Annotated in this window: 27 protein-coding genes and 3 pseudogenes; 22 read left to right on the plus strand and 8 right to left on the minus strand. The window is 59.3% G+C overall.

Going from position 1 to position 26,703, the window contains the following annotated elements; translation table 11 throughout:
* From AB4M76_RS00005 to AB4M76_RS00045, 9 genes are all read left to right on the plus strand, one after another.
* Positions 1-742 (plus strand): branched-chain amino acid ABC transporter permease (locus AB4M76_RS00005; RefSeq protein WP_368439812.1); only part of this gene is annotated, 742 nt, incomplete at its 5' end.
* A 2-nt stretch (positions 743-744) separates the two neighbouring features.
* Positions 745-1,452, plus strand: coding sequence for an ABC transporter ATP-binding protein (locus AB4M76_RS00010; RefSeq protein ID WP_368439813.1), 708 nt, complete (start codon positions 745-747; stop codon positions 1,450-1,452).
* Between the two features lies 1 nt (position 1,453).
* Positions 1,454-2,197 (plus strand): ABC transporter ATP-binding protein, encoded by a 744-nt coding sequence (locus tag AB4M76_RS00015; protein ID WP_368439814.1) that lies wholly within the window; start codon positions 1,454-1,456, stop codon positions 2,195-2,197.
* 27 nt (positions 2,198-2,224) lie between these two features.
* Positions 2,225-3,454 (plus strand): amino acid ABC transporter substrate-binding protein, encoded by a 1,230-nt coding sequence (locus AB4M76_RS00020; RefSeq protein WP_368439815.1) that lies wholly within the window; start codon positions 2,225-2,227, stop codon positions 3,452-3,454.
* Positions 3,455-3,529: 75 nt separating this feature from the next.
* Complete coding sequence (locus AB4M76_RS00025; RefSeq protein WP_368439834.1) at positions 3,530-3,967, plus strand: amidase family protein; 438 nt, start codon at positions 3,530-3,532, stop codon at positions 3,965-3,967.
* Positions 3,968-3,978: 11 nt separating this feature from the next.
* Complete coding sequence (locus AB4M76_RS00030; RefSeq protein WP_368439835.1) at positions 3,979-4,407, plus strand: amidase family protein; 429 nt, start codon at positions 3,979-3,981, stop codon at positions 4,405-4,407.
* 65 nt (positions 4,408-4,472) lie between these two features.
* Positions 4,473-4,622 (plus strand): hypothetical protein, encoded by a 150-nt coding sequence (locus tag AB4M76_RS00035; RefSeq protein ID WP_368439816.1) that lies wholly within the window; start codon positions 4,473-4,475, stop codon positions 4,620-4,622.
* Positions 4,623-4,689: 67 nt separating this feature from the next.
* Entirely contained in the window at positions 4,690-4,929 is a 240-nt protein-coding gene (locus tag AB4M76_RS00040) for an amidase family protein (protein WP_368439817.1), read from the plus strand.
* 452 nt (positions 4,930-5,381) lie between these two features.
* On the plus strand, positions 5,382-6,383 hold the full coding sequence (locus AB4M76_RS00045; protein WP_368439818.1) for an amidohydrolase family protein: 1,002 nt from the start codon (positions 5,382-5,384) through the stop codon (positions 6,381-6,383).
* Here AB4M76_RS00045 and AB4M76_RS00050 read toward each other — a convergent pair.
* The gene (locus tag AB4M76_RS00050) at positions 6,365-7,255 is read right to left on the minus strand and encodes a LysR family transcriptional regulator (protein WP_368439819.1); all 891 of its coding nucleotides are present in this window, start codon (positions 7,253-7,255) and stop codon (positions 6,365-6,367) included. The two genes, AB4M76_RS00045 and AB4M76_RS00050, sit on opposite strands and share 19 nt — an antisense overlap.
* Positions 7,256-7,529: 274 nt before the next feature.
* Between AB4M76_RS00050 and AB4M76_RS00055 the strand changes: the two genes are divergently transcribed.
* Positions 7,530-7,676: a hypothetical protein gene (locus AB4M76_RS00055; protein ID WP_368439820.1), complete on the plus strand. Its 147-nt coding sequence runs from the start codon at positions 7,530-7,532 to the stop codon at positions 7,674-7,676.
* 490 nt (positions 7,677-8,166) lie between these two features.
* A complete protein-coding gene (locus tag AB4M76_RS00060) occupies positions 8,167-8,421 on the plus strand; it encodes a DDE-type integrase/transposase/recombinase (RefSeq protein ID WP_368439836.1) in 255 nt (84 codons plus the stop codon).
* A 179-nt stretch (positions 8,422-8,600) separates the two neighbouring features.
* On the opposite strand, the gene AB4M76_RS00065 is transcribed toward AB4M76_RS00060, so the two are convergent.
* Positions 8,601-9,266, minus strand: coding sequence for a response regulator transcription factor (locus AB4M76_RS00065; protein ID WP_368439821.1), 666 nt, complete (start codon positions 9,264-9,266; stop codon positions 8,601-8,603).
* A gap of 573 nt (positions 9,267-9,839) precedes the next feature.
* Here AB4M76_RS00065 and AB4M76_RS00070 point away from each other — a divergent pair.
* The 3 genes from AB4M76_RS00070 to AB4M76_RS00080 all read left to right on the plus strand — a co-directional run bounded on the left by AB4M76_RS00070 (position 9,840) and on the right by AB4M76_RS00080 (position 12,294).
* A complete protein-coding gene (locus AB4M76_RS00070) occupies positions 9,840-10,316 on the plus strand; it encodes a hypothetical protein (RefSeq protein WP_368439822.1) in 477 nt (158 codons plus the stop codon).
* Entirely contained in the window at positions 10,289-11,113 is an 825-nt protein-coding gene (locus AB4M76_RS00075) for a hypothetical protein (protein ID WP_368439823.1), read from the plus strand. The genes AB4M76_RS00070 and AB4M76_RS00075 overlap by 28 nt, the downstream gene beginning before the upstream one ends.
* Before the next feature lie 89 nt (positions 11,114-11,202).
* On the plus strand, positions 11,203-12,294 hold the full coding sequence (locus AB4M76_RS00080) for a hypothetical protein (protein ID WP_368439824.1): 1,092 nt from the start codon (positions 11,203-11,205) through the stop codon (positions 12,292-12,294).
* Between the two features lie 14 nt (positions 12,295-12,308).
* On the opposite strand, the gene AB4M76_RS00085 is transcribed toward AB4M76_RS00080, so the two are convergent.
* The 5 genes from AB4M76_RS00085 to AB4M76_RS00105 all read right to left on the minus strand — a co-directional run bounded on the left by AB4M76_RS00085 (position 12,309) and on the right by AB4M76_RS00105 (position 16,887).
* Positions 12,309-12,773, minus strand: coding sequence for a hypothetical protein (locus AB4M76_RS00085; RefSeq protein ID WP_368439825.1), 465 nt, complete (start codon positions 12,771-12,773; stop codon positions 12,309-12,311).
* Positions 12,770-13,633: a CsgG/HfaB family protein gene (locus AB4M76_RS00090; protein ID WP_368439826.1), complete on the minus strand. Its 864-nt coding sequence runs from the start codon at positions 13,631-13,633 to the stop codon at positions 12,770-12,772. The genes AB4M76_RS00085 and AB4M76_RS00090 overlap by 4 nt, the downstream gene beginning before the upstream one ends.
* A gap of 2 nt (positions 13,634-13,635) precedes the next feature.
* Positions 13,636-14,034: a hypothetical protein gene (locus AB4M76_RS00095; protein WP_368439827.1), complete on the minus strand. Its 399-nt coding sequence runs from the start codon at positions 14,032-14,034 to the stop codon at positions 13,636-13,638.
* A gap of 402 nt (positions 14,035-14,436) precedes the next feature.
* Entirely contained in the window at positions 14,437-15,447 is a 1,011-nt protein-coding gene (locus tag AB4M76_RS00100) for a ParB N-terminal domain-containing protein (protein ID WP_368439828.1), read from the minus strand.
* A gap of 72 nt (positions 15,448-15,519) precedes the next feature.
* A complete protein-coding gene (locus AB4M76_RS00105) occupies positions 15,520-16,887 on the minus strand; it encodes an AAA family ATPase (protein WP_368439829.1) in 1,368 nt (455 codons plus the stop codon).
* Between the two features lie 408 nt (positions 16,888-17,295).
* Between AB4M76_RS00105 and AB4M76_RS00110 the strand changes: the two genes are divergently transcribed.
* The gene (locus tag AB4M76_RS00110) at positions 17,296-18,312 is read left to right on the plus strand and encodes a replication initiator protein A (protein ID WP_368439837.1); all 1,017 of its coding nucleotides are present in this window, start codon (positions 17,296-17,298) and stop codon (positions 18,310-18,312) included.
* Positions 18,313-18,331: 19 nt separating this feature from the next.
* On the opposite strand, the gene AB4M76_RS00115 is transcribed toward AB4M76_RS00110, so the two are convergent.
* A complete protein-coding gene (locus AB4M76_RS00115) occupies positions 18,332-19,432 on the minus strand; it encodes a tyrosine-type recombinase/integrase (RefSeq protein ID WP_368439838.1) in 1,101 nt (366 codons plus the stop codon).
* 107 nt (positions 19,433-19,539) lie between these two features.
* Here AB4M76_RS00115 and AB4M76_RS00120 point away from each other — a divergent pair, with 107 nt between their 5' ends.
* The 7 genes and pseudogenes from AB4M76_RS00120 (at position 19,540) to AB4M76_RS00150 (ending at position 25,888) form a co-directional block, all read left to right on the plus strand.
* Positions 19,540-20,499 carry a DNA-binding domain-containing protein gene (locus AB4M76_RS00120; RefSeq protein ID WP_368439830.1) on the plus strand — a complete coding sequence of 320 codons (960 nt, stop codon included), beginning with the start codon at positions 19,540-19,542 and terminating at the stop codon, positions 20,497-20,499.
* A 14-nt stretch (positions 20,500-20,513) separates the two neighbouring features.
* Positions 20,514-21,188, plus strand: coding sequence for a Mu transposase C-terminal domain-containing protein (locus AB4M76_RS00125; RefSeq protein ID WP_368439831.1), 675 nt, complete (start codon positions 20,514-20,516; stop codon positions 21,186-21,188).
* Entirely contained in the window at positions 21,181-22,059 is an 879-nt protein-coding gene (locus tag AB4M76_RS00130) for a TniB family NTP-binding protein (RefSeq protein WP_368439832.1), read from the plus strand. The genes AB4M76_RS00125 and AB4M76_RS00130 overlap by 8 nt, the downstream gene beginning before the upstream one ends.
* A 71-nt stretch (positions 22,060-22,130) precedes the next feature.
* Positions 22,131-23,075: a hypothetical protein gene (locus tag AB4M76_RS00135; RefSeq protein WP_368439833.1), complete on the plus strand. Its 945-nt coding sequence runs from the start codon at positions 22,131-22,133 to the stop codon at positions 23,073-23,075.
* A gap of 220 nt (positions 23,076-23,295) precedes the next feature.
* Positions 23,296-24,181: pseudogene (locus AB4M76_RS00140) on the plus strand (DUF1403 family protein).
* A gap of 1 nt (position 24,182) precedes the next feature.
* Positions 24,183-24,810 (plus strand): annotated as a pseudogene (locus AB4M76_RS00145) (SMC-Scp complex subunit ScpB).
* A gap of 376 nt (positions 24,811-25,186) precedes the next feature.
* Positions 25,187-25,888 (plus strand): annotated as a pseudogene (locus AB4M76_RS00150) (IS6 family transposase).
* Positions 25,889-26,703 lie beyond the last annotated feature (815 nt).

Consider the following 26,703-nt stretch of genomic DNA (forward strand, 5'->3'; position numbering starts at 1 on the left):
GCCTACGGTGCCTATTTTGCGCAGCAATGGATGGGATTGTCGCCATTCATGGCGATGCCCCTCATATTTCGCGGTCTTCGGTGCGATGGGCTATGGTCTCTATTTTGTACTGATCCGTCGCTTGGCCAAGTCGGATGATCCCGAACATGCATCATTGTTGGTTATGTTCGGAGTAGCGATCGCACTCGGTGCGTTAATGCTGATCTTTTTTGAGGCGGATTCTCGCTCGTTGGCTTATTCGATCGATCCTCCCTTCATCATGCTAGGCAACGTCATCCTGCCGACCTCCAAGCTGATCGCCCTCGGCATCGTTATCGCTATTACCGCAGCTCTCGCCTTTTTCCTCTATCGCACGCTGCCGGGCAAGGCACTGCGCGCGATCATTATGAACCGCGACGCCGTGCAGATCGTCGGTGTTGACCTAGAGCGGATGTCGGCGCTGACCTTCGGCCTCGGGCTAGGTCTGGCGGGGATCACGGGCGTCCTCGTCGCGCTGATCTTCCCAGCTTTCTCGCCCTTTATCGGACAGGATTACACGCTAATCGGGTTTATTGTAATCGTTCTGGGCGGCCTGGGCCATCCGGTCGGCGCTGTGGTCGGTGGTATCATCTTCGGCCTGACCGAGCAGACGGCGCAGGTCTATACCAGCGGTACGAGCGCAACGCTGATGGGTTTCCTACTGCTGATCGGCGTGATCCTGGTGCGCCCCAAGGGACTTTTTGGCCGAGAGGCATTGAGATAGCCATGCTTAATATTGACGGATTAATAAAGGACTTCGGCGGCCTGCGGGCTCTGGATGGGTTGGATTTCGAGGTGCCGGCGCGGAGTATTCTGGGCGTACTAGGCATGAACGGGTCGGGCAAGACGACCATGCTGAATTGCATTAACGGTCTTTATGACGCCACAAGTGGCTCGATCCGGCTGGGCGGTAAGGAGCTGATCGGTCTCGGACCAGCGGATGTATTCGGCGAGGGGGTCGGGCGCACATTTCAGGTGCCACGTATCTTTGCGAGAATGACCTTGTGGGACAATCTTGCCGTTCCGTTGCTGTCACGCAGAATGAGCCGGGCCGAGCGCGACGAGATCCGCGCTTTCTGGCTGAAAAAGGTACAGCTCTATGAATTGCGCCACAATTACGCCGAGGAGTTGTCTGGTGGACAGCAAAAGCTGCTGGAACTGGCGCGTATCATGGTGTCCCGTCCTCGGCTGGTGTTGTTGGACGAACCGTTTGCGGGGGTCAATCCGACACTATCACGGCTGCTGATCGGCGTGATCCGTGAGATGCCCGAAGAAACAGGCTGCAGTGTCATCTTGGTCAGCCATGACCTGACATCAATATACGAACTGTCGCATGACATCATCGTCATGCACGAAGGTCGCATCCTGGCACGCGGCGACGCAGCCACCGTGCAGGCCAATCCCGACGTGATCGAAGCCTATCTAGGAGCCTAACATGCAAGGTCTCACACTCTCCATGGAAGGGATCAAGGTGGCCTACAACGGCGATATCGTGGTGCTGAACGATGTGGCTGTGACCGGCCGCCCCGGCGAAGTAACAGGAATCATCGGGCCCAACGGTGCGGGTAAATCGACCGTTCTCAAGACTATTTTTGGCTTACTGCGCCCGCGCGCCGGCACAATCCGGCTAGGCGACGAGGACATCACCCGACAAAAGGCCTATCAACGTGCGCTGGAGGGGATCGCATTCGTGCCACAGCATCGCAGCGTCTTCGCGGACCTTTCGGTGCGTGATAATCTGCTTCTGGGCTGTTGGCCCTTTCGCCGTGACAAGAAACGGGTGAATGCCGCGCTTGAGAGGGTCTTCGATGAATTCCCCATCCTCGCCGAGCGGTCAGGCAATACCGCTTCGTCGCTTAGCGGGGGGCAGCAACGGTTTCTCGAAATCGCGCGCGCGCTAGTGATCGATCCTAAAGTGATCCTGCTAGATGAGCCTACCGCGATGATCGCACCTAAGATCTCCAAAGAAATCTACGCGCTCACCCGCAGCCTTGCGGACCGGGGCGCAACAATTCTTCTGGTGGACCAAAACGTACGTAGCTGTGCCGAAATCGCAGATCGTCTCTACATTCTCGAGTTGGGCCGTAACAAAGCCGAAGGAACTCGCGAGGGTTTTGCCAGCGACGACAAGCTGCGGGACATGGTCTCGGAATGGATGAATTACAAAATTGACGCCTGAAGCGTCGATCAACGGAGGAGGAAAAAAATGACCAAGATGGATAAGCGTGTTCTGCTTAGAGGGGCGGTGCTAACCGCAGCCGCGATGCTCGGCACTGGAGCCTGGGCTGAGCCTGATCCGATCCGCATCGGCATGACCGTTTCATCGGCGGGCAATTACGCGTTGGCTTCGCAATCGGGTGTGCGCGGCGTCGAAATTTGGGTGGACGAGATCAACGCCGCCGGCGGTCTCAAGTTTAACGGCGAAAAGCGAGAAGTTGAACTGGTCAAGCGCGATGACCGCAGCGATAAGCAGATGGTAGCGCGCGTCTACGAAGATCTTATCGTCAGCGAGGATGTCGATCTGCTGATGGCACCTTTCGGATCGACCCTGTCGGCCGCGGCCGCCACTACAGCAGAGCGTTTAGACAAGTTCCTCGTAATTTGGTCGGCCGCCTCGGATGCTCTTTATGACCAAGGGTTCGAGAATATCGTCTCGGCCACGCAGATGCCGGTGTCGCGGATGCCACTAGCGAGCATGGATCTGGCCGCTAGAAAGGGTGTAAAATCCGTCGCCATCGTCTCGGTGGACGAGCCTTTTCCCTCTGGTTTGGCCGAGGGCGCGCGCGCCTTGGCCGAAGAGCGTGGCATCGAAGTTGTGATGCAGGAGACCTACCCCAAGGGTGCCAAGGATTTCAGCCTGCTGCTGCAAAAGGCGCGCGCCTCGGGGGCCGAACTCTTTTACCCTACCTCATATGAGGGGGATCTGATCTCGATGGTTCGCCAGATGCGGCAAATGAATGTGTCGTTCCCAATGACATTCATGGTCTACGCCTCGACGCCACAATTTCAAGAAATCGGTAGTGATGGAGACTACATCTACAGCCACACCAATTTCCACCCCACCATCAACTGGGAAATCACCGACGGGATGGATCGCGATAGGTTCCTCGCCGCGTATGAGCGTCTGTTCCCCGATGTCAGCTATGAACCGGATTTCCAAACAGTGCTTGCCTACGGTGCCGGAGTTCTAGCCGGCGAGATCATTGAGAATGCCAATAACCTAGAGGCGGACGCACTTAAGGCATCAGCGATGGAACTTTCGGATCAGCGCACCGTTCTGGCCGGCCCCTATGCAATCGACGAGACGGGCAAGCAACTTAAGATGCCATTTCCGGTCGTTCAGCTTCAGCCTGGTGGCGGGATGGAGACCGTCTGGCCTCCTGAGGTCGCGGTGGCAGAGCCTGTCTATCCGATCCCGGTATGGGACGAGCGGTAACACAAAAACCTACGCCGGAGCAGAAAGGCCATGCTCCGGCGTTCCCATAATGAAGAATAATGACGAGTGCGCGAAATGATCTCACCCTACACGACTCTTACAGACCTTTCGCGTGCCCTTGAGATCGGCGATATCTCCTCGCGTGATATCGTCACCGCCTGCCTAGACCGCGTCCGGACCCATAACGGCACTCTACAGGCCTTCTGTGAGGTCTACGAGGACACGGCGTTGGCCGCCGCTGAAGGCATGGACAGGCTACGCGCCGCCGGTATCCGCTTGGGTCCGCTACACGGACTTCCGATCGCGCTCAAAGATCTGATCGAGTGGGAGGGGCATGGCTGCGAATTTGGCAGTCTGTCGATGGCCGGCCGCAAGGCGAAGGGGACAGCACGTGCGCTGCAACGTCTTTTGCACGCGGGAATGATCCCGCTAGGACGCACCGAAATGGTAGAATTCGCCTTTGGCGGCTGGGGTACGAACCAGATGCGTGGAACACCGCGCAACCCCCTATGACATGATTACACATCGTATTCCCGGCGGCTCTTCCAGCGGGTCGGGGCGTAGCGGTAGCTGGCGGCCTCTGCCCCGCTGCTATCGGCAGCGATACAGGCGGATCCGTACGAATCCCGGCAAGCCTGACGGGTCTGGTAGGGCTCAAGGTGACCTACGGCCGGATCAGTCTTGATGGCTGTTTGTCCCTTTCGAGCACACTCGACTCGCTGGGGCCAATGACGTTATGCGTCGAGGATGCTAGGCTGCTCTATCATGCAATGCGGGAGGGGCGATTGGCGGACCACATCCACCTGCGCACCGCGCCGCGCCGAAGGATGCACTGTCGCAGTGATGACGCCAGGGAGCTTTTCCAATCGCCGGTATCGCCTGAAATCGAAGCCGCCTATTACAGTGCGCAAGAGGCACTGCGCGCCGCCGGCGTCAGTCTTGTTGAAAACTGACCTGCCCTTCGATTTTGCTGAACTAACCGATCTTAATGGCCTCCTTATCGCCGCCGAGGCCTATTATGTCCCACCGCGACTATATCCATGAGGCCGCGGCACCGATCAACGATCCGGTGCGCAAGCGGGTACTGAGTGGTGCATCGATCAGCGCATCTGATTACCTAGCCGCGCTCGATACGCGGCAGGCCCATATCGCGCGTTATCGGGACTAAATGCAGCGCTTCGATGCGATCCTCACGCCTGGTATCCCCTTTGTCGCACCGCCGCTGAAGGAGGTGGATGAATCCGCCGCGCCGCTGGCCCCAATTCACCCGCCCGGCGAATTATCTGGCTACCTGCGCGCTCGCGATCCCAACGGGGCTGACCTCGGCAGGCCTACCGCATGGGGTGCAATTGATGGGCGCGCCTTTTGGCGAGGAGACAATTCTTGCTATTGGGCGCGCGCTCGAAGAACGACTGGCGCCGATGCCGCGTCCAGACCTGGCTGTCACCAGACCGAGGGCACAGCCTCATGCCTGACTGTGAACTGATCATTGAGAACGCCCGCCTGATCGGACGGGCTAGGCGGTCCCCGAAATCGCGGGCGGGGTCGCAGTCGATGGCGCCCATATATCCGCCGTTGGCAATCTAACAGGCTGGCGGAGCCGCGCAACGGATCGACGCTGAGGGTCTGTGCCTCGCTCCAGGTTTTATAGACGTGCATACTCATTACGACCAAGCGGCGCTCGAGCAGCCCGAATTGCCGTTTGTTGTAACGCAGGGCGCGACCAGTATTATTGTTGGTAATTGCGGCATCTCTCTGGCGCCGCTCGACGCCCCCGCCGAACTTACCTGAGCCGCTAGCACTCTTGGGCGGGCGGGAGACGTATCGCTTTGACAGCTTCGCCGACTACTTTGCCGCACTTGAGGTCGCGCAGCCGGCCGTAAACGTGGGCGTTCTAGCTGGTCATGGGACGATGCGGGCTTGCGTTATGGATCGCGTGGACAGGCCCGCCAACGCCGCAGAAATCGCGGCCATAGGCATGCTACTAGACGAGGCACTGAGAGCAGGTGTACTAGGCTTGAGCACCGGGCTAGCTTATCCGGTCGCCGCCCACGCTCCGACGACTGAGATCACCGCGCTTGCTCGCCTACTCGCTGCGTATCCGGGCGCGCGGTATGTTACCCACATGCGCGACGAGGGTGATGATGTGGTCCGCTCCGTCGGCGAGACGCTGCAGATCGGACGCGAGGCTTGTGTGCCGGTCGTGATCTCGCATCACAAATGCATAGGACGGCGCAATTTTGGTCAGTCTCGGGCAACCCTCGCGCTGATTGACGCCGCGTTGCGCGAACAAGATATCGCGCTCGATCAATATCCCTATACCGCAAGTTCGACCGTGCTGCTCCCCCATAAGGTTCATCAGGCCGAACGCGTCCTCATATCTGCATCTACGCCTCATCCCGAACTCGCAGGCCGCTATCTGGACGAGATCGCCGCGGAGATGGGCTGCGATCAGGAAGAAGCCGCGCGCCAACTGATGCCGGGTGTCGCGATTTATTTCCAGATGAGCGAAGAAGATATCGTGCGCATCATGCGCCATCCCCGGGTCATGATTGGATCGGACGGCATTCCTGGCCCGAACGCACATCCGCGTCTTTGGGGGGCCTTTCCGCGCGTGCTGGGGCGGTATGTGCGCGAATGCGAGGTGCTTAGCCTGCCCGAGGCGGTGCGGCGCATGACCTCTCTACCAGCTCAGGTTTTTGGCCTCGAAAGGCGGGGAAGACTACAAGCGGGATGCTACGCCGATCTGGTGATGTTCGACCCAGATGAGATTACGGACCGGGCCGATTATACCGATCCCTCCCGCCCATCCGCCGGCATCGCACGCGTTTACGTCAATGGCGTGTCGGTCCTCGGCGGCGATGACATCACAGCGCGCGCTGGCCACGTGCTGCGCCGTGCCGGTACCCTTCAGCCGCCCAGACCGTAACCCTCTGCATGGCACAAACGCTGCATTTGTGCGATCATCTGAGCTTCTGCCCGCGAAGTCGCGTGCCGCTCATGCAAAAGTGCGACAATGTCGAAGCGGCGCGCTGGTTCGAGGGAGCGGAGATGCAGGCCCGGCGTCGCCTTGGCTGAGAATTCATCCACGATTGCCGGCCCCACTCCTTCGGCGGCACAGGCGGCTGCGACGGCGTAGGTATGCACAGATACGCGCGGCGAATAATCCCGTCCTGCTGCGTGAAACGCCGCCTCTAACGCGCTTCCCACGGGCGACTCTCTCTCCAGCCCGATCAGGTCGGTACTATTCACCTCACAAAGCTTGATCGGAGCACTATTCAGCCCCTGTCTCAGCGCTTCGACATAAACCAGTCGCATTCGTCCTACCGGCACACTGCGTAACCCTGGCGGTTGCGGTAGAGAAAAAGCGACGCCTAGATCCAGTTGATGCGATAGGAGGCGTTCGAGAATTTGATCGTAATGATGCGTATAGATCTCGCAGCGCGGAAGACACTCGCCGCAGATCCGCGCGAGCAGCCGGGGCGCGAAACCGACGCCGAGACTGGGCAGAAACCCGATACGCAAAGACCGTCGCGACACGCCGTTCAGCCGCTCAGCCAGCGCGTTAACGGTCTCTAGCGATGTTTGCAAAGCATCGCATTCGGCAAAGATAAGGTTAGCCTCATATGTCGGGACCAAACGCTGCTTAACACGATCAAACAGCGCAAACCCGAGTTGCGATTCAGTGTGCTTAAGCACCTTGCTAAGGGCGGGCTGAGAACTGTTCAGTTGTCGCGCCGCCGCACTAATCGAGCCCGCGCGATAGATCGCGTAAAAGACTTCGATCTGACGGAAATTCATCTATTTTTCATCCCTTAGATAAGCAATGTCGTTATGGGCCATTCCTGTTGTCATTGGGGAGGTATTTCCCTCATACATCGCGTCACGATCGTTTAGCCCGCACGTACGGCCATCTGCCCCCTGCAAGCTGCAAAGTGAGGCTAACTTCTGTTGTTGCTTATTTGATCGGAGCGTCGCTTTGAAACAGAAATGTCTGAGCTACTCCCCGAAATTCGGACACTGTCATAAGCTACGATTTGCAGTCTGCTGATCTTCCACAAGAAGGAGGTCAGAAATGTCGAAACGGAAGCAGCACGCGCCTGAGTTCAAGGCGAAGGTTGCGCGGGAGGCTCTGAAGGGCGAGGAAGCTGCAGCTGGTCTGGCGAGCCGGTTCAGGGGTGCATCCAACGATGACCCCTCAATGGAAGCGGACATTGCTTGAGGGCACGTCCGCCGTGTTCGAGCGCGGTGGCCAACTCTTTTTGGAAAGAAAGCTGAAGCCGTGGGGCGGCAAGGGAGGCGTGGCATGGTGGAGCCTGATCATCCATAGCTGTCGATCGGCTAGCAGTGCAGGTTGCTTTCAATCGCGGGATCATCTTTTCGCTACGTGCCCAAAGGTAAGACCGAGCAGAACCTCGGTCTGATGTGGCTGATTGACGAGCAGTTCTTGGAAATGCGATTCTACGGTGTCCACCAAATGATCTGGCACATGCGCAATGGGAGCCCTCTGGTGAACAGGAAGCCGATACGTCGGCTGATGCGCCCTTATGCGGTGGTGCCGATCTACCAAAAACCCAACACCAGCAGGCCAGCGAAAGCTGCATAAGACATATCCATACTTGCTGAAAGGTCTGCATGTGGATCGTCCGAACCAGGTCTGGTGCAAGGACATTACCTACCCGCCCCTGTGATGCGGGTTCCTCTACCTCGCGATCACGGGCCGGCATACCCGCAAGGCTCTGTCTTGGCGGATCTCGAATACGCTGGAAGCCGACTTCTGTGTCGAGGCGCTGAGCGAGGCCCTCTACAAGTTCGGCCCGCCCGAGATCATGAATGCGGATCAGGGTAGCCAGTTCACGTTCTTCGCCTGGATTGACCGGCTGCGCCGGTCTGGCGTGCGGATCTCGATGGATGGAAAAGGCCGTTCCTCGACAGCATCTTCATCGAGCGGCTGTCGCGGACGCTGAAATACGAAGATACTGTCCAACGGATGGGGACTAGCTCAGAGGACCAAAACCTGAACAGAGCGAACGGTACTTTGTGCGGCGAGCCTGACCTCAAGCCCCTGAAACAGGCTAGGCATGTCGACTACTTCAACCGTCCCCTTTGAACCGTAATGCCCGTGCAAATATCCGCGGTCACCCTGTCAACGATATGCGGCTTTTCCGATGGCCGAGGGGGGCCTGTCCCGCATCAGAGACACAGCATGGATCCGGCGCAATGAGGGCTCGGTGAATTCGAGCACCGATGCGCGGTCTTTGAGGCCGAGCTTGCGACAGGCGCGCACCTTGTAGGTATCAACGGATTTTGCACTGATATCAAGATGTTGCGCAATTGCTTTCAGCGTATAGCCACGCCCGTAAAGCTGCAGGGTCTCCCGTTCACGCAGGCTGAGTTTGGGCGCGGCATCAGGCAGCGCGCTGCTCTCAAGCACTTTTTTCAAAACGAGGAAGAGCTCATTTGCTTTCCGGGAGCAATCGACCCCCGCCCGAACCGCCGGACGGGTCACCGCAAGCCCCGGCTCACCGCCAAAGAGCACGATGCGCATGGTCGGATCATCCAGCAGAAAGGGCGCGTCACGGGCGGGGTTTTGCAAGAAAGTCGGCTCTATAATACCAATATCAATCGCGCTGGAAGCCTGGGTTAGGGTCTCGATATCGGTAATGTCGTGGCGCAATGTCCCGCCGAGCAATACAATGGCCTGCTTTGCGTATTCGCGAACTTTTTCCGAATGCGTGAATAGACCGACCAAGGGTTTCCGATGCAATTCATTATTACGAGGCGTATCAGTTCTCTTTATGAAGTAGGACATATAAATCCCTGCGAGACAATTGATCTAATATAAAACGATGCCTGCATTCTGGCCGGGGAAGACGCTCTGAAAACACGCGTCAACTTGGATCTTAGATCGTGATGCTCGAACAGCTTCTAACGAACTGTGCCATGAGGATGGGTAACATAACTATTTCTTAAAATCCAGCATTTCTGGCGGAATGTGGCCGATACAAGGCGTGAACAGTTTGTTTTCCAAGTAAACAACCCGGTCCGGGACAGTTATTTACCCTATATTTTTCAACAGGTTATCAGATCGCAAAAGTTAACGCATGTCAGCAATTTGGCATCTTGTAGGATTTTTTCTGACTGTTGAGGTCGCAGAGCCCGTGTCAACCTCCTTGTAATCCGAACCGTGTCTGGGGGGACATATGTCGGACTCCTTAACGTCTTCTATCGAATCGCGATCGAGCCGCTCGATGGATTCAGTTCTTTTAGAGTCCGATATAATCACCCCAAGAAAATTTGGATTTCACCCTGCCGGATATTGCTTACCGGCACCCTATCGTTCGGAAGTTTTCTTTCGGGCAAGCCAACAGGAATGGAGATCACCATGAATAAGTTTCTTGCATCAACAGCCATTGCAACCATCCTCGCATTTCCAGCCGTCGCGGAGCAGACTGATATTTCCCAAACCGTCAAAGCGCTTCAAGAAGCACTTAATACAATCGATATTGCGGATGACGCGACGAATGTTTCGCAAGCGGGGGTCAACGCGGCCAATATTATCTCGATCGACAGCGAGCACCTAGACGACGTCCTCCAGGAAGCACAATGGGGCACCAAGCAGGTGGCCAAGAACGACTTTGACACTGACGGGTTGAATTCCAACCATGCCATTTTGACGGACATATCCCAGGCAGGGACAAACGTTCTGAACAGCGTCGATATGACTTCGAAAAACAGCGGCAGCTATGATATCAACCGGCTGAGTCAGGACGCCAAAAGGCCACGCAGAAGGCGGATAACGATATTGATATCCGGGTTGGTACAAGCACGAATGTGGAACAGGCCGCGACCAACGTCATGAACATGGCTGCAATGGATGACTTGCAGGAGGACGCCACCGGAATCGATCTCAAACAGAGAATCGAACACAGCACACAAACAGCCAAGAACGACCTGGATATCGATCTTGGTGCGGAAAATACAAAGCAAGACGCTGTAAACGTGATGAACCTCGCCGAAATTGAAGACGATCTGAAAGGCGATTCCCTCCAGAAAGTTATCAAAAGCAGCCAATCCGCAGAGAACAACATGTTCGATACGGCGGTAGGGGCTGAGGTTGTTAACTTGATGCAAAGTGCCGTTAACGTCGCGAACAGTCTTGACGTCGGCGGGTCATCCCCCAATACCGGCGGCTCACTCTCCGGGGCAGCTATCAGCCAGTACTACGCGGACAATTCTGGCCAAACTGCAGCGAACTTTGTAAAATTCAGCAACCAAGGCATTACAGGTTCTGCTCCAAAGCCTAGTGGTAAGCTGGTTATGGACCAATCGGCGTTGAACGCGATCAACCTTGCGACGGTGACGAATGTCGGCTGGACGGTCTCTCAGACGGCATATGATGTCGACCAAGACGCGTCGAATATGGCTCTGAACCAGCACGGCGGTATCGATGCCGACGTAACCAATTTCGACCAAAGCGCTACGAACGTTGCAAACATCCTCTCGGCAGGCACTCTGCCTGATATCGTCGGGATGACTGAGGTCAGCCAGACCTTTGCCGGCGCCCAATTGTCGACCAACGGCATGATTGGCGCGGATGATCTGACCGATGTCACCCAGTCCGCAACGAATGTGATCAACTCCGTTAGCGGCCTCTAAAACGCGGTTGTGAATATCGATTGGGGTGGCTGCCAGGCGGTCACCCCAATCACCGCGTCCCCTTCATTCATTTGCAATCGGGTGCTCTCATGCAACGTAGCTTTGCGGTCTTAACCCTCTTCGGCGCGTCACTATTCGCCACGGCAGGGGATAGCTACGCTGGCAACACCCAGATTTCTCAAACCTCCAACGGAGATCAGACCGGCATCAACAGTTATTCAATTGACGGCGCGAATATTCTGAACGGTGATTTCAACCGCAGCAAAAGCCCCGCGGTTGTCACGGGTATCCCTTACGAGCCAGCCACCGAAAGAAGCGTGGATCAGTCCATTTTGAACGCTGCGAACATACTTCTGTCCAAACAGACCTCTATCCAAAGCGCCCGGCAAGTGATGGTGGGCACGCAGGGCGCAGAGAATATCATTTCCACCGGGAATACCGAGTACCATGCGGTCACTGCGCAGATCGGTGAGAACCTCGCGAATATCGTCATGGCATTCGAAGTGAACGAGATCAGCCAGGCATTCGGGCCCGGCGCCACCCAAAGCGTTTACAACGAGCTTTCAGGGACGGCGGCAGGGTTGATCGATGTGACGCAGGTCGGCCGCAATACCGCGAACATCGTGGAAGCGACGCTGTCGATTGGCACCGGCGAACAGCTGTTCCCATCCGGCACGACACAGACAATTCATAACGTGGTCAGCCTCGATCACGCCGGCACCTCGGCACGGCCGATAAACCAATCTGGCACCAATATCGGCAACGTCCTCGTCGCCGATGAGGTTCGGAATGTCATGCGCGTGTTCAGCGGGGATCAAATCGTGAGGAACTCGGTCACATCCGAAGACGGCAACACCCCAAGCGGCATTACCCAATCGGGCGTAAACATCGCGAACTTTGTCAGCGCCCGGCATGCCAGCGGTCTGAAGCAAATCTCCGACGGCCGTCAACTTGTCGTAAATGAGGTCGAAGGCATGACCTTAGAAGAGATCAACCGAAATGCCGCCGGCAATACGTTCTCAAGCTCCAACATCGTGAATCTTCTGGAAATCCAGTCTCTGGACAAGCCCGAAACGGGGTCGGCCATCACTGCCAGCCAAAGGGCGAACCAGACCCAGACAGTGGATGTCAATCAAGGCGTGCACAGTCAGGTGGGGAATGCGGCGTCAATTTCGCGGTGAGCGTCGGTTTACCGTTAGAATGACAGTTCCGCACAGGTCTCTGTCCGGCACCACGGCCCGGTGCTGATCTGCGGCGCCGCCGGCCATTCGCTTGGTTTATTGGTCGTATATATGACGGCCTCACGCCCATAGGCCATCGCGCCTTCCTGCAGACGTTCGGTGCAGACAGAAGCGCTCTGGGACCGAACAAGCCGCTTGGTCAGCCGTTCCAACGGGCGGTCGATGGTCAGCGGCTCGGCCATGCCGAGGGTTTGGAAAAAGACACTTATCTCCGCTGAATCGGCCATCGGAGACCCGGGGATACTGTCCTCGCAGGTCAGGGCCAGTTTCCTGTAGTTGACCATGGTCTCCAAAAAACGCGTCGGGTCATAGGCGGGCGCGACCGAGGATGCGGGCGCCGCCTCCTGTGCGAGGCTCATGCCGGCGCCCATGCCCGCCCCGAGGGCGGCGATCATCAAAGTTGCGGCGCGAAAGATCATAGCGATGCCTCCGCGACCTGCGTGAGCGCCTGCCGATTTTGCGGCAAGAACCGATCGCAGCTGCCATCATGGTTCAATGTGGTCGAGACGATATTATAGGCCGCATCGGCAAGCATCCAACGCAGACCCGCATGCAGGCCTTCCTGACTTTTCGAGCCGATCTGAACGTCAAACAATTCGTCATCGAAGAACCGGAAAACGGACCCGTAGACCTCCACCCCGACCGCCTGTTTCGAATAGGCCTGGGCCATCAAAAGCTCGGTCGTCCGGGTATCGGTGACGCGGAGATCCGCGGCGACGGTCAGCGCAAAGTTACGGCGCCCCCCGCTCAACCCGAAAAGCCCCCCTTCGCCACCGCCTGAATAGGTGTTGAAATCGAGCTGCGTAATGGCGCCGTCAATGACGATATCCGAGCCCCGCAGCGAGCCCCGCTCCAGGGGGCGATATGGCAGGCTTTCGCCTTCAACGACGGTGGTTCCGCCGTCGCCCAAAAGCTGCTCCCGCGCGCGGGCAATCTCGAATTCGGAGACGGTGGTATTGACGCGATTAACCTGTTTGACCCCGGCCCGCGCGAGCGCGGTCACCAACATCCCCGCGGTATCGCGCGGCACGAAGGGGCCGGTCGCTTCCACTTCGATTTTCTGCGTCAGGTCCGAAATATTATGGACCGAGAACATGCGGCGGCTGCCGCGTACCGAGGGCGACCGCGCCAGACAGGCCAGGGCCGCGTCGGCCGGCGTGGCCACGACTGTTGGTATCGCACCGTTATATTGCGGACGCGGCGCGCTCAGTTCGGGCGGAAGCCCCGCGCAGCCGATGAGCGCCGATAGGGCGAAAAGACTTACTGCAGATTTAAGCATTTTCACTCTGTTCCGCTCTGCAATGTCGTGAGGCGGGCGGCAGCGGCTGCAATCGCCGCATTCGGGTTTTCGGTAATCTGGTTTCCGCCCCCGCCCGTCGCTTCCTGAACGGATTGGTCGCCGGTATTGTCTTGCGACGTGTCGATGACATTGTCGCCATCGCCATTGATGATGATCGACAGTGAGTTGCCGATCTGCCCGCCTGCCCCGGCGGCACCGGCACTTCTTTGGTTGAAATCGAATATCATGTAATTCAGCCGAGTTTGCTCACCCTGAAGCAAAATCTGACGTTCAGCGGGGGTTCGAAACGCCCAGGACCCACTTTCTTCGAAACCATTTGCTAGTGTAATGCTGGGGAAGAATATTGCGGAAAGGGCGCTACAGAGAATAAGCCTCGTCATTTGTTCGCTCCGGCAGAATTTGATAAAAAAACTCACTACGCTTCTAACCCAAAGGTTAATTGCAGATATGTTACTTGTATACCATAACTTTTCAAGTTGAGCGGCCTTTCTGGCAGCCATGCCGAATGCGCCACACCGCAGCCCGAAGGGCTTGCGCCCTGGTTTCAGGATTTAGGTTAGAGCCGTTTCGCGCATAGAATGTTTTGGCCGGGAGGCTAAAAGGGCCGAGGATACGTCGGCCCGTGTCGAGGCAATCCGGGCATACCCTGCCCTTTAAGGCAAAGCGTCCCGATGCTCTCCAGATGGCGCCCGCGAAACTTCCGCGAAGTTTTCGCCTTTATCTATATAATCCAAAGACTTATATGAAAATGTTTCGCGTGCGAAACATTTTCCGTGACGCCCCTACCCTGTCCAATCGCGGATCAACGCCTCGACGGCGTCCAACAAATCCTCGGTCACATCGGGGCCAGAGAGATGCAGCGCGCTTTTGCTGCGGCTCACGGTGATCGCGGGCGCGGCGGGTTTGGCCAGAGGTTTCGGGGGTTTCGGCGCGGTGTTCTTGGGCGCGGCACTGCTCTCCAGAGCCTTCTGGATCAAGGCGGCCTCATCCTCCGCCGTGGCGGGATCGGCCTTGCGCAGCCTGTCATAGAGCCGCTTGCCCCAGTCCGGATCGGCCTGCAAACGGGCCGATACCGCGAGGCCAAGCCGTTCGGTGAGAGCCGAGGGATGGCGCAGCCAGGCGCCGAGGGTTTTCACCACCGGCAGAAAGCTTTTGATCTTCGAGCGTTTCGCCCGAGAGGCCGCCGCGAAGAGACTGTTCAGCGCTTCTTTTTCGTCGCGAAACACGCCTTCGCGCACCGCGTTCGACACGATGCTGGCCCGTTCGAAATAGCTCAGCCCGACGCGGATCTCGTTTTCCTCGACCATGGCGATATAGGCATCCGACGCGCTGTCCGGTTTGCGGATCAGGGCCAGCACATTCCCCGGCCCCTCGCCGCGCTGCGCGAGGTTGCGCAGGGCGCTGAGCCGCCGCCAGCCAGAGATCAGCCCATAGCGCCCCGGGGTGGTTTCGACCACCTCGATGGGGGTCTGCTGCCCACGGGTGCGCAGCGAGGCTTCAAGGGTGGTCATTTCCTCTTCGTCGATGGCGATCCGGTCGCGGATCATATGGCCGGCATCGACCGCATCGAGCGGAATTTTCTGCACCAGCCGCCCCTCTTCACGGGCGCTCTGCATTTCGCCTGCAACAGTCTCTAAGGCGGCGGTTGTTGCCGCCTGCCCCGCGACATCTGCAATCGGCGCGCGGCGTTTCATCTGGTCGGGCACATATCCGATTGGAATATCCATGGCGTTGGTCTCCGGCGCTGCGGTCTGGGTCGGATTTGGCACCGCAAGGCGTTTACGTTTGGCCATGACAGCCTCCTGCAGAAAGAGTGAAGAAAAGGTTACCCCCGCGGGCGCAGCTCAGCGGCAGGGCAGGCCGGCTCATGACGCCGCCGCCGCGGCCACATCCCGCGCCCAAGCGCCGATCAGCAGCTTTTTGAAGGCGGCATAGGTCTCATCGAAAGTCTCGCGCCCGCGGGCATAGGTTTCGCGGTTGAAATCGCGGTAATCGGCTTCGTAGATACCGTTCACGCTTTCACCCGCCTGCCCGATCAGCGCCGTAAAACCCTGACGGTGGGGCGAGAGGGTAGGCCCTAGATAGGCCTGCATTAGAGCCGCCATTTCGGCCTGCTGGGTGCTGTCGAACCGGGTGATCACCGCGCGCACGGCATCCCATTCAAAGCTGACCTCGGGCTGGCCCAGGGCGCGGGCGGCGATGTTTTCCCCCTCCTCGATCGAAGAGAATGTCGCATGCAGCATGTCAAAGAAACGCCCGGTGGAATCGAACTCCAGAAAGGACGCCCCCAGAGGCACCAGCAGGATGTCGGCGGCGGCCAGCCCGTTGATCGTCAGATAGCCAAGCGCGGGGGGCGTATCGAGGAAGATCACATCGTAGTCCTCCAGCACCCCATCGGCCTCCAGCCGGTCGGTCAGCGCATCCCAGAGCTTCCACCCGCGCGCGGCCATGCGCCAGACCGGGATCTGAAACTCCGCCCAGTAGAGATTCAGCTGGGCACCGATGAGGTCGATATTGGGCCAATGGGTTTTCTGAATCAGATCCGCCGAGGTGATCTTGCGGGCATCATTGAGCGCGTCATCCAGCGGCAGGGGATTTTCGCCGCGCGACACGCGGGCCCGGTTCTCGCCCTGCAGATGGTCGGCATAATGGCGGGCGAGCAGCGGAAAGACGGTTTGCCATTCATCCTCCACCTTGCCGCCGAAGATGCTGGTCATCGAGCCCTGGCTGTCCAGATCGATGACCAGCACCCGGTAGCCATCAAGGGCGGCCGACATCGCCAGATGGGCCGCGGTCGAGGTCTTGCCGACCCCCCCTTTGAAATTGGCCACTGCCACCATTTTGGCAGGCTGGCCTTCGGGCCGATAGGGCAGGTACTCCTTGGCCTTGGAGCCTTCGGCGGCGAAAAAGCCGCGCAGGCGCAGCACCTCATCAAGGGTAAACCACTTGGCCCCGCCCTCGGTCTCGGACCGGCCTTGCGGCAGGTCGGGATTGGCTTTGAGCACCCGGCGAAAATGGGCCTGGGCCACGGGAATGAGATATTTGGTGATCTCCCAGGTGGAGAAGTGGCGCAGGGATTTCTGGCCTTCCTCGCCCAGACCCCGCGTGGCAAGATCGCCCATGCCTCTGCTGCAGGCTTCCGAGATCGACAGGAATTTCTGCGTGCCGACGGGCGCTTCCAGCTCGGCCCGTGCCTTGTCGGGCGCGATGGAGAAATAGGGGGGGTGATCCATGAAACTGCCCTGTGTGCTGCCTTTTTGACTGAGTAGCACAAAAGGCAGCACATGGAACCTTTTTCATAGCTTCCCCCGTGTTTTCTCAGCAAATCGGGGGGTTCTTCGGCCAAGAGGCTGGGGAGGGGCCAGAAATTTTCCAGTGTTAATATCAGTTATTTATAGTTACGGCCATTCTGGCTTTCGGATGAGACGTTGTTTTAAAACCATAAATCCCGGTTTTTGAGAGGCTGCCCGACTCTGAACCCCCGATAAAGCGATTCTGAAACCACGCTGGAGTGACTCTGAACCCCCGATCATGCGAGAAGGGAGGCTGGACAGGCCATTGTGGATAAGTTCACTCTGGGCGTAATTAAAACCACGATTCTGAAAAGCCGCCACAGAGCGGTGCGCAACAGCGAGGGCAGCATGGCAGGCGGGCAGGGGGCTTTGGCCCCGCATCATCATCCCAATGGGGATTTCTTTCTCTGCGATCTCTTTGATGTTGTGCCCAAGAGCGATCTGGCCAGCATGGAACACCCGTTGTTTTCGCTGGCGACACGGCCGGACCGGCGCATTCTGCATTACGCGCATAACGACGTGGAGATCACCGTGACCCCTTCGATGCGCGGGCTGGCGACGATCCATGACAAGGACATCCTGATCTTCTGCATCTCGCAGCTGATGGCGGCGGTGAATGCCGGCAAGGCGACCTCGCGGCGGCTGGTGCTCAAGGCGCATGATCTGATGGTGGCGACCAACCGCGAGACCAGCGGCGATGCCTACCGCCGGCTCAAGGATGCCTTCGAGCGGCTGGCGGGCACGCGGATCACCACCAATGTGGCCACCGGCCCCAAGGAGGACCCGATCGAGGTTACCACCGGGTTCGGCCTGATCGAAAGCTGGGAGATCGTCCGCAAGACCCGCGGCGGGCGTATGGTCTCGGTGGCGGTGACCCTGTCGGACTGGCTGTATCGCGCGGTGCTGTCGAAATCGGTGCTGACCCTGAGCCGGGATTATTTCCGCCTGCGCAAGCCGCTGGAGCGGCGGCTTTACGAATTGGCACGCAAACATTGCGGCCGGCAGCGCAGCTGGCAGGTCTCGGTGGAAACGCTGCTCAAGAAATCCGGCTCCAACTCCCCGCGCCGGGTGTTTCGCAAGATGATCCGCGACATCATCGCGGCGGATCATCTGCCGGATTACCAATTGGTGGAAGAGCCCGGTGACATCATCCGTGTCACCGCCCGCGATGCGGTGCTGGAGCCGGGCGCCCTGCCCAGCCCCTCGCCCGAGGCCTTGCAGGCGGCCCGTGCCCTGATGCCGGGCATGGACGTCTATGCGCTGGTGGCGGAGTGGCAGAGCTATTGGCAGCGCAAGGGGCAGCAGCGCCTGCGCAGCGCCGATGCCGCTTTCCTCGGCTTCGTCAAAGCGCGCAGCGAAACATAGCGCGGGCAGCTCATGCGGGTTAAAGACCGGCCGCCTTCGTCATATTCACCCGAAACCGATCCCGCCTGCGCTGGTACCGGCGGGTCATTTCGGCAGTGGCATGGCCGAGATGCTGTTGGACATAGCGCTCGTCGATCTCGGCGGAGCTGGCAAGACCCGCGCGCAGCGAATGGCCGGAGAACAGCGCCAAACGTTCTTTTTCGGGGAGCTCCGCTCGGAGGCCTGCGGCCAGAACCGTGCGTTTGATCAGCCGGGCGACATGTTTGTCATTCAGCCGGGTCTCCGAGGCGCGCTTGCCATCGCGTGAGATGCGGACGAAAACGGGCCCGAAATCGATCTGCGCAAAATGCAGCCATTGTTCCAGCGCATGGACGGGGCATGTGGGTTTCTGGCTGCCGCGGCCGATCTCAACCTCGCGCCAGCCGGTCTTGGCATTGAGAGTGAGCAAGGCACCCTTGTCAAAGATCTCGATCCAACCACCTGAGTCCGGCGTATCGTCTTTGTGGACGTCCAGGTTGACAATTTCCGACCGACGCAGCCCGCCGGCATAGCCCAGGAGCAGGATGGCCCGGTCTCGAAGGCCGTGCAGGTCGAAAGGCAGGCTGGCGACCATCGCGAGAATATCTTCGGCCAGGACAGCTTCCTTTTGCACGGGCGGCCGCGCGTGTTTGCGTTTTATCCCGGCCAGCACAGGGGCAATATGGCGATCCTTTCGGTCGAGTTTAAATCCCCGCTGCGCATAGTGCCATGCAAGGCCGGACAATCGGCGCTCGATGCTGGCAACAGAGAGCGGCGGGGCCGCGCCGGTCGGGGTGGCCAGGTCGGTCAGGTAGAGGCCGATCATCTCGGGCGCGGGGGGAAGAGGCTGGGCACCTTTCATCCGGCACCAGCGTGTGAAATGCGCCCAGTCCTTCGCATAGGCCTTGCGCGTATTCTCCGAGGCTGCGGAACGCGCATAGTCGCGCGCCCTGTCAACCAGACGGTCGAGCCTGCCGGAGCCTGCGACATGTGACGGAAGTGCCAGAGTGTCGCTGGGCGAGAGCTCCTGCGCATCGCCCTCGTTTCGGGGCGGGTGTCGGACCGCCGGATTTTCTGAGACTGCGTTCCATTTGTTTTCAATAGCTTGCCTGTGTCGCATTTCTGAAACCGATTCAGGGTATGTGAGACTGGACGCCGGTTTGAGTCACCATTGGTGAGACTATCCAGCATCCATGCATTGAGTAACTTATGTCCGATAATTTTTCGACTGACAAGGATTGGGAAGAGGCCGGGTACCGCGCCCGGGTGCTCGCTGAGCTGCCGGCCCAGCTCACTCAAGGCAATGTCGACTGGGCCATGCGCCAGTTGAATGTGAGCCGATCGACGCTCTTTCGTCTGGTGAAGCAGTTCCGCGAGGACGGGCGGACCAGCGCACTTCTGCCGGACACTCGGGGGCCCAAACCTGGCATGCGGCCGCTGAACCCGGCGGTGGAAGAGATCGTGACCCATCATTTCAAGGCGTTCTATGCCACCCGCCGCAAACCGACCAAGACCCGGTTCTGGCGCGAGGTTGCAGCCGACTGCAAGGCGAAAGGGCTGGCACCTCCTTCAATCAGACGCCTTGGCCGCTGGCTGGATCTGAAGGATCAGGCAAAACTCATGGCCAGGCGGGAGGGGAAGGACAAGGCTGAGCGCCGCTATCTGGCCACGCCTGGGATGCTGGTCGCCAACGATCCGCTGGATATCGTCCAGATCGACCACACCAGGGCTGACGTGACAGTGGTAGATCCGGTGACGCGACGCCCACTTGGCCGGCCGACGCTGACGGTCGCGATCGACGTGAATACCCGCATGGTTCTCGGGTTTTACCTGTCGCTGGAGCCGCCATCGCTACTGGCCGTCGCACTGTGTTTGACCCATGTGGTTATGGACAAATCGCATTGGCTCACAGCGCGTGGAATCAGCACGGATTGGCCAACGCGGGGCATCCCGAACGCGATTTACGTGGACAATGGCGCGGGAGTTCCATGCCCGGGCTTTTCAGCTTGCCTGTTCCGAATACCAGATCGACCTGCAGTACCGCCCGCCCGGTACGCCGCGCTATGGCGGGCATATCGAGCGGCTGATCGGCACCGTGATGGGCGCGGTTCACCTGCTGCCGGGGTCGCATTTCTCGAACATTTTCGATCGCGGCGACCTCGACGCTGAAGCCGAGGCGGGTGATGACGCTCGATGAACTGGAAACCTGGCTCGCCTTGGAAATTACCGGCTCCTACCATGCGCGGGTCCATAGCGCGCTGGAAACCACACCTGCAGTGGTCTGGGCCACGCGGGTGGAAGAGGCCCAACTCCGCATGCCCGCCGATCTGAGGCAGTTCCTCGTCGATTTCCTGCCCTCGGAGCAACGTGTCCTGCAGCGTGACGGCCTGCATCTCTTCCACATCCGCTACTGGGCGGACGAGTTGCGCTGGCTGATGGGCCGGGAAAGCCGCAAGTTCACGCTTAAATACGACCCGCGCGATCTTTCTCGCATCCTCGTGCTGACAGAGAACGGTATCATCGAAGCGAAACCCGCGGATCTGACACGGCCTGCGATCACGCTCTGGGAGCACCGCGCGGCGCGGCGCGCCTTGCGCGAGGCCGGGCGCCGGTCGGTAGATGAGGAGCTTATTTTCAGGACGATCGAGGCGCAGCGCGACCTCGTCGACAGCGCCGAGCGGCAGACCAAGGCGATACGGCGCCATCAGGCTCGACGGTCGCATCTCGCCCCTCTGCCGATGATCGATGTGACACCGGATATCGCCGCTCCAGAAGCTTTGCCTGCGCCGGAAGGGGAGGGGAGCCCGTTCCTCAGTCATCCTGGCTTCAAGGTCGAGGAGTGGTACGAGGATGATTGAGTTCCCGCATCTCTATCCGGGGGCCGGCGAGATCGCCGCGCTCAGCTCCGAAGAGCGCATTCACCGGATTCGCGCCGACCGCTGGATCTCCTATCCCAGGGCCGAGGCTGCCTTGGAGAAGCTGGAAACGCTGATGTCGTTTCCCGAGCGCGCCCGCATGCCGAACCTGCTCATTGTCGGCGACAGCGGCATGGGCAAGACGATGATCATCGAGAAGTTCACCCGCGATCACGCATCGTGCTTCGACGAGACCAGCGGACGGCTGCATATGCCGGTCGTCGCGGTGCAGATGGTGTCTGGGCCTGATGAATCGCGCTTCTACCGCCGGATCTTGGCGGCGATTGGTGCCCCGGAGCCGCCGCGGGCGACACTGTCTGTGCTGGAAAGCTTGGCCTTGCGTCTTCTCGCCGAATTGCGTCCGGGGATGCTGGTCATCGACGAGATTCACAGCGTGCAGGCGGGGACGATCCGCGAACAGGCGCGTTTCCTGAACATGCTGCGCTTTCTGGGCAACGAGCTGCGCATCCCGCTGGTCTGTGTTGGTACAGCGCAGGCTCGCAACGCGTTGCGCACCGATGATCAGTTGGTGCGCCGGTTCGAGGCCTTCGCATTGCCGCCTTGGCGGGAAGGCGAGGATCTGAACGGGCTGATGAGCACGCTCACGCGCACCCTGCCGCTTCGGCGTCAAAGCCAGATCGACGAGAAGGCACTCACGCGGATGATTAAGGTGACCGGCGGCATTACCTCGGGCATCTTTTCGATCTTGTCACAATTGGCGATCGCCGCCATCGAAAGCGGCGAAGAACGTATCCTCTCGCGCGATATCCTGGGCGGCGACCGGTTACAGGCTGTCCTGGGAGAGCCGGTGTGACGGGGGGCGGGCGCCTGCCGGTCGTATACTCCCCAGAGACCGACGAGCGGCTGTCCTCCTGGATCGCGCGCATGGCCCCGTTCTACGCCATGACGGTTGCCGAGTTTGTCGCCGAGTTTGGGTTACAAGGGCAGGACGTGTTCGACCTGGAATGGCGGCTTTCAGAAGGGGAGGGGGCCCTGATTGCGGCCCGCACCGGTCTCGCGCTCAAGACCGTGCAAGCCATGACATTCCGGGAGTTCGGGCCACAGGTGCGTATGATGATCGCGCGGAAGAACCGGTCTCCGTGCCCGCATTGTCCCGAAAACCTGCATCGCAAAGCGGACGCGCTGCCGTGGCGATTTCGCTGCCCGGTGCATGGTGTGGAGTTTCGGGACGCCACCGGCGAGACCCTGTCCGACCGGTTCGGAAGCGATCACTTCAAGAAACTTGAAGGGCATGCCGAGGCCGGGGCCACTTACCTCGATGCCTGGGCGCGCGGTGCGGGGCAGCAAGACTTGGAAGCGCTCGAAGTGCTTCAGATTCTGACGGCGCGGCATCGCCGGGCCTCGCCTCCGAACGTCGACGAGCAGCCACGAATGTCTCTGAGAGACCGGCGGGACTATCATGATTTTCTGACCACGCCGATCCTCCGGCAGGCGCTGACGGTCATTGTCCCCGAATACGATCAGGTGGCGCCAGTGCTTGCCAAGGCAGTGCGCCCCGGTTTCCACGCCCTGGCGCAGGGCTCGCTGTTGCAGTGTTTCGCGCTGACGGTCGGCGTCGGGCGGATCATTGAGGATCCGGTCCAATGGGTGATCTCAGTCATGCTTGTGAGCGATGCGGAGGGGCAGGGACGGGTTCGGCAGGCAGTTAGGTCATGGCCTCTCCCGTTAAGACGAAGCATCTCAGCCCGGTTTTGGCGCGCTGAGCGCGAGGAGACCGCACGCCAGTCTGACGAAAAAGCCGCGAGACAGCGCCAGTCTCACAAATACCGCACCATCCAGTCTCATAAATACCGGTACAGAATCTCATGAACCCCGCCTCGTTTTTCAGGGAAGTACTTGAATCTCATGAATTCCGGTCTTCCGACACCCTCGTTTCGGGGCGGGTTTTCGGGGTGTTCTGCCATGCTGGGGAGGGTAATCCACAGTGTCCGATAATGTAAACTTATTGGACATCAAGCGCGGCGGCAAGCTGGGGCGGTTTGCGCGTTAACAGATGGTCGAAAGCGCCGCCTTGCGGTAGCCTGCGCATATGGATTTCCCCCGCGCCCTTGGCCTCGATCATTCTGAAACACTACCGCGCCTGCCGTCGTGGGTCACCGCGGGATCTGCGGAAACCCTTGAAGACATGGCCTTTTTATCGGGCGCGGCCTTGAGCCACCTGCATCTCCTGATGGCGCGGGACGATCTGCCCAAGACCCTGTTGCGCGCCCGGCTGGCCCTGCGCGCGGCAGAGGCCTGCGTCCGGTTCTCAGGGCGGCCAGAGCGGGCAGGGGCGCTGCGCGATGCGGTTCATTTTCTGCGCCCCGGGGATCTGCCCGGGCCGGGGGGAGAGGTCTACCTGTCCTGGCGGCGGGCTGTGGCGCGGGCGGTCTCGGCCAGGCCTCTGAGCCGGGCGCTGCCCGCTGTCGAGGCGGGACCGGATCGCCGACTGTCTCGCCGCGGGGCCGGGGGCGCCGGTCAGCCGGGCGGCGAGGAGCGCTGGAGGCCATGATGGCGACAGAGGCCGGCAAGAGGCACCCGCGCTGATCCTGGCGGATGCCGCCTTGAGCCAAACGCTCGGTTTAGACTATCTAACGCCGCTCTTGGCAACTGGCCTGCAGCGCGCGGATCTGCGCAAAGACGGGGAGGAGCTGCGCCGCGCCTGCCATCGCGCCGTCGTGGCTTCGGTGGTCGAGACGGCCCGCCTCGCTGTTGATCTCACGCGGCGGGCGGCGCAGTTGCAGGCGGTGGCGCCAAAGCTGCGCGCCAAAGGGGCCGGGGCAGCCGTGGAGCTGTTTTTGACCCGCGATGCCGTCGCAGCCGCAGCGCTGCCCCTGCCGCCCCGCGCGGCACGGCGGCTTTGCGCGCGGCTGGTGGATCTGGGGGCCCTGCGCGAACTCACCGGCCGCGACATGTTCAGGCTCTACGGGGTATAATATGGCCAAACAGCGCTCTGACCCGGAACTGGACCGCGAGCTGGCCGACCTTCCGCCAGCGCTGCGCTGGCGGGAATGGATGCGCAGGATCGAAGCGGTGCTCTTTGCCTCCGCCACCCCTGTGCCGCGCGCGGATCTGGCGCGGGTGGTGGGGCAGGCGGCGTCGGTCGATCTGCTCATCGAGGATCTGGCCGCCGATCTGGAGGGGCGCGCATTTGAAGTCGCCGGTCTGGCGGGGGGCTGGATGATGCGCACGCGCTCTGCCTACGCCCCCGCGATCCGCGCGGCGGCGGATGTCGGCGATCAACAGCTGTCGGACTGAAATGAGTTCGACCTCGCGGTGCTGGCGGCGATCGCTTACCACCAACCGATCACCCGAGAGGGGCTGAAGGATATTTTCGGCAAAGAGATCAGCCGCGATCTGATCGGGCCGCTGACGTGCGCGCGAATTGATTGGAACGGGACCACGCGAAGCGCCGCAGCGGGGGGCGCCATATTCACGTTTGTGACGACAGAAGCAGTTCCTCGATTGCGTCTTCGGACCTTGAGGAAGCTTGCAGCGATCTTGCCGGACAGGGAGCAGCTGGGAGGACGCGGGTGTAACCGCAGAAAACGCGGAAGCTGGCTGAATAAATGTTACGCGAACTGTTTGGTTTGTGAATGGTTTCGCCCTAAACAACTTTAGAGTCTCGCGTGGCGCCCTGTTCTGATGATGCATGAGCCTCATGAGCCTCATGAGCCTCATGGGCCTTGCTAAACTGCGGCGACCTCTGTCCATTCAATGGCAATTCGGGGTCGCCGTTTTTCTTCCTCTATAGAATATGAGCGACTGATCTACCACTTTGGCTGCGCTGATTTCTAAAAAAAACGGACTTTGATTTTGTGGATGTGCGCTTGCCCTGGGTTTCTAAAGCGGGGGTAACTCACGCTCTATTGTCTCGGTGTCGAATGCTTCGACGGGATTGCCAACTTGATTGCGGTGTGTTGGCTGGTTAGGCCTTGGGTATGAACATGCCTGCCAACATGCCGCGCCTGAAAGGGTTCCGTTTCCCCCGTGAGATAGTTGCGTATGCCGTTTGGACCTACCATCGTTTCGCGCTCAGTACGGCAGATGTCGAGGACCTTGGCTGAGCGGGGTGGTGGTGATCAGTCGGTAAACCGTGCGGCAATGGGTGAACCGCTTTGGCTGCTATTTTACTTACTGCATCAAGCGCGACAGGCTTGGGGCCGCCGACAAATGGCACTTGAATGAAGTGGTCATCACGATCAACGGCCGAAAATACTGGCTCTGGCGGGCGGTCGATGCGAACGGGTATGTTCTCGACATTCTCGTTCAGCCACAGCGGGAAGCCAAGACGGCTCGGCGCTTTCTGACAAGGCTGACCGCCCGGTTCGGCGAGCCTCGTGTCATGATGACCGACAAGCTGCGCAGCTATTATCCGTGACCTTGCACCGGGTGCCGATCACCGCGCGCATAAGGGATCGAACAACCGGATTGAAGGATCGCACCAGCCAACCCGCAAACGTGAAAAGCTTTTGGGCAGGTTCGGGTCACCCCGGCAGGCCCAGAGGTTTCTCGCCGCTCAAAACCAGATTAACACAGTCTTCAGAACCCGCCGCCATTGATTGGCTGCTATCTCATAGCGCTACGCCAGAGCCAGCGCTTGCGACCTTTGGGACGGCTATGCGGCCGAAATGACTGCCTGACGGGTCCAAATCCGACACCTTTTTCAAGCATGCGCAAACAAGTTGGCAATCCCGTCGGTTGGGCTTGTCGGTGGGAGTTTCTTCGGTACGAGCGAGTTTGAACTGAGCGCCATTCGAGTCTTCCCGTCCATGCTTTGCGCCTTCTTGATCTAAGCGAACCTGCTCGTTCACCAGATCAAAAAGAAGTGCATGAACACGCTGTGCACTACCCAGATCAGAATATCAGGCTTTTCCGTTTCTGATGGCGGTCATCTCAATAGCACCACTCCCCATCCACATTCGTCGATGGGTTGCGACGGGGATCACGCTGGTTCCAGAACTTTGCCATTTCATAAGATGCTGAAGGAATGACGACTTACCGGTCCCGTGGGAGCCAAGAAGGTATACGCGATCACCCACGCTGAGAGGCAATGTGATTTGAGGCAAATCTCCCGTTCGGACCGAACCGATGAACGACTGGCGCGAGGAGCTGAACGCGGTTCGTGCTTCATCCGGGTCTTTCGTTCGGTTGGAACGACCTGATACTGGAGCGTGAGCCGGTCCTCGGGGTCGCTATGGCTGGTCGCCAGCACGTCAATCACCTGCGCAGCGTGGAAACGACCATTGGTATTCTCGATGATGAGGACTTGCCCTTAGCTGTCTAAGCACCCTGAGAGAAACCTTCGAGGTTTACAGAATACTCGTAGTTTTTGTCGCCTTAAGCGTTAATCGACTGTTTCTTTCCCCGCATTCTCGACACCTGCATCCAACAAAATCGCAAAATAACCATTGAATGATTGTTCAGCCTAGGTTTACACTTTTTAAGTGAGATATGA

It is taken from the genome of Sulfitobacter sp. PS-8MA (assembly GCF_040933935.1).
Taxonomy (GTDB): domain Bacteria; phylum Pseudomonadota; class Alphaproteobacteria; order Rhodobacterales; family Rhodobacteraceae; genus Sulfitobacter.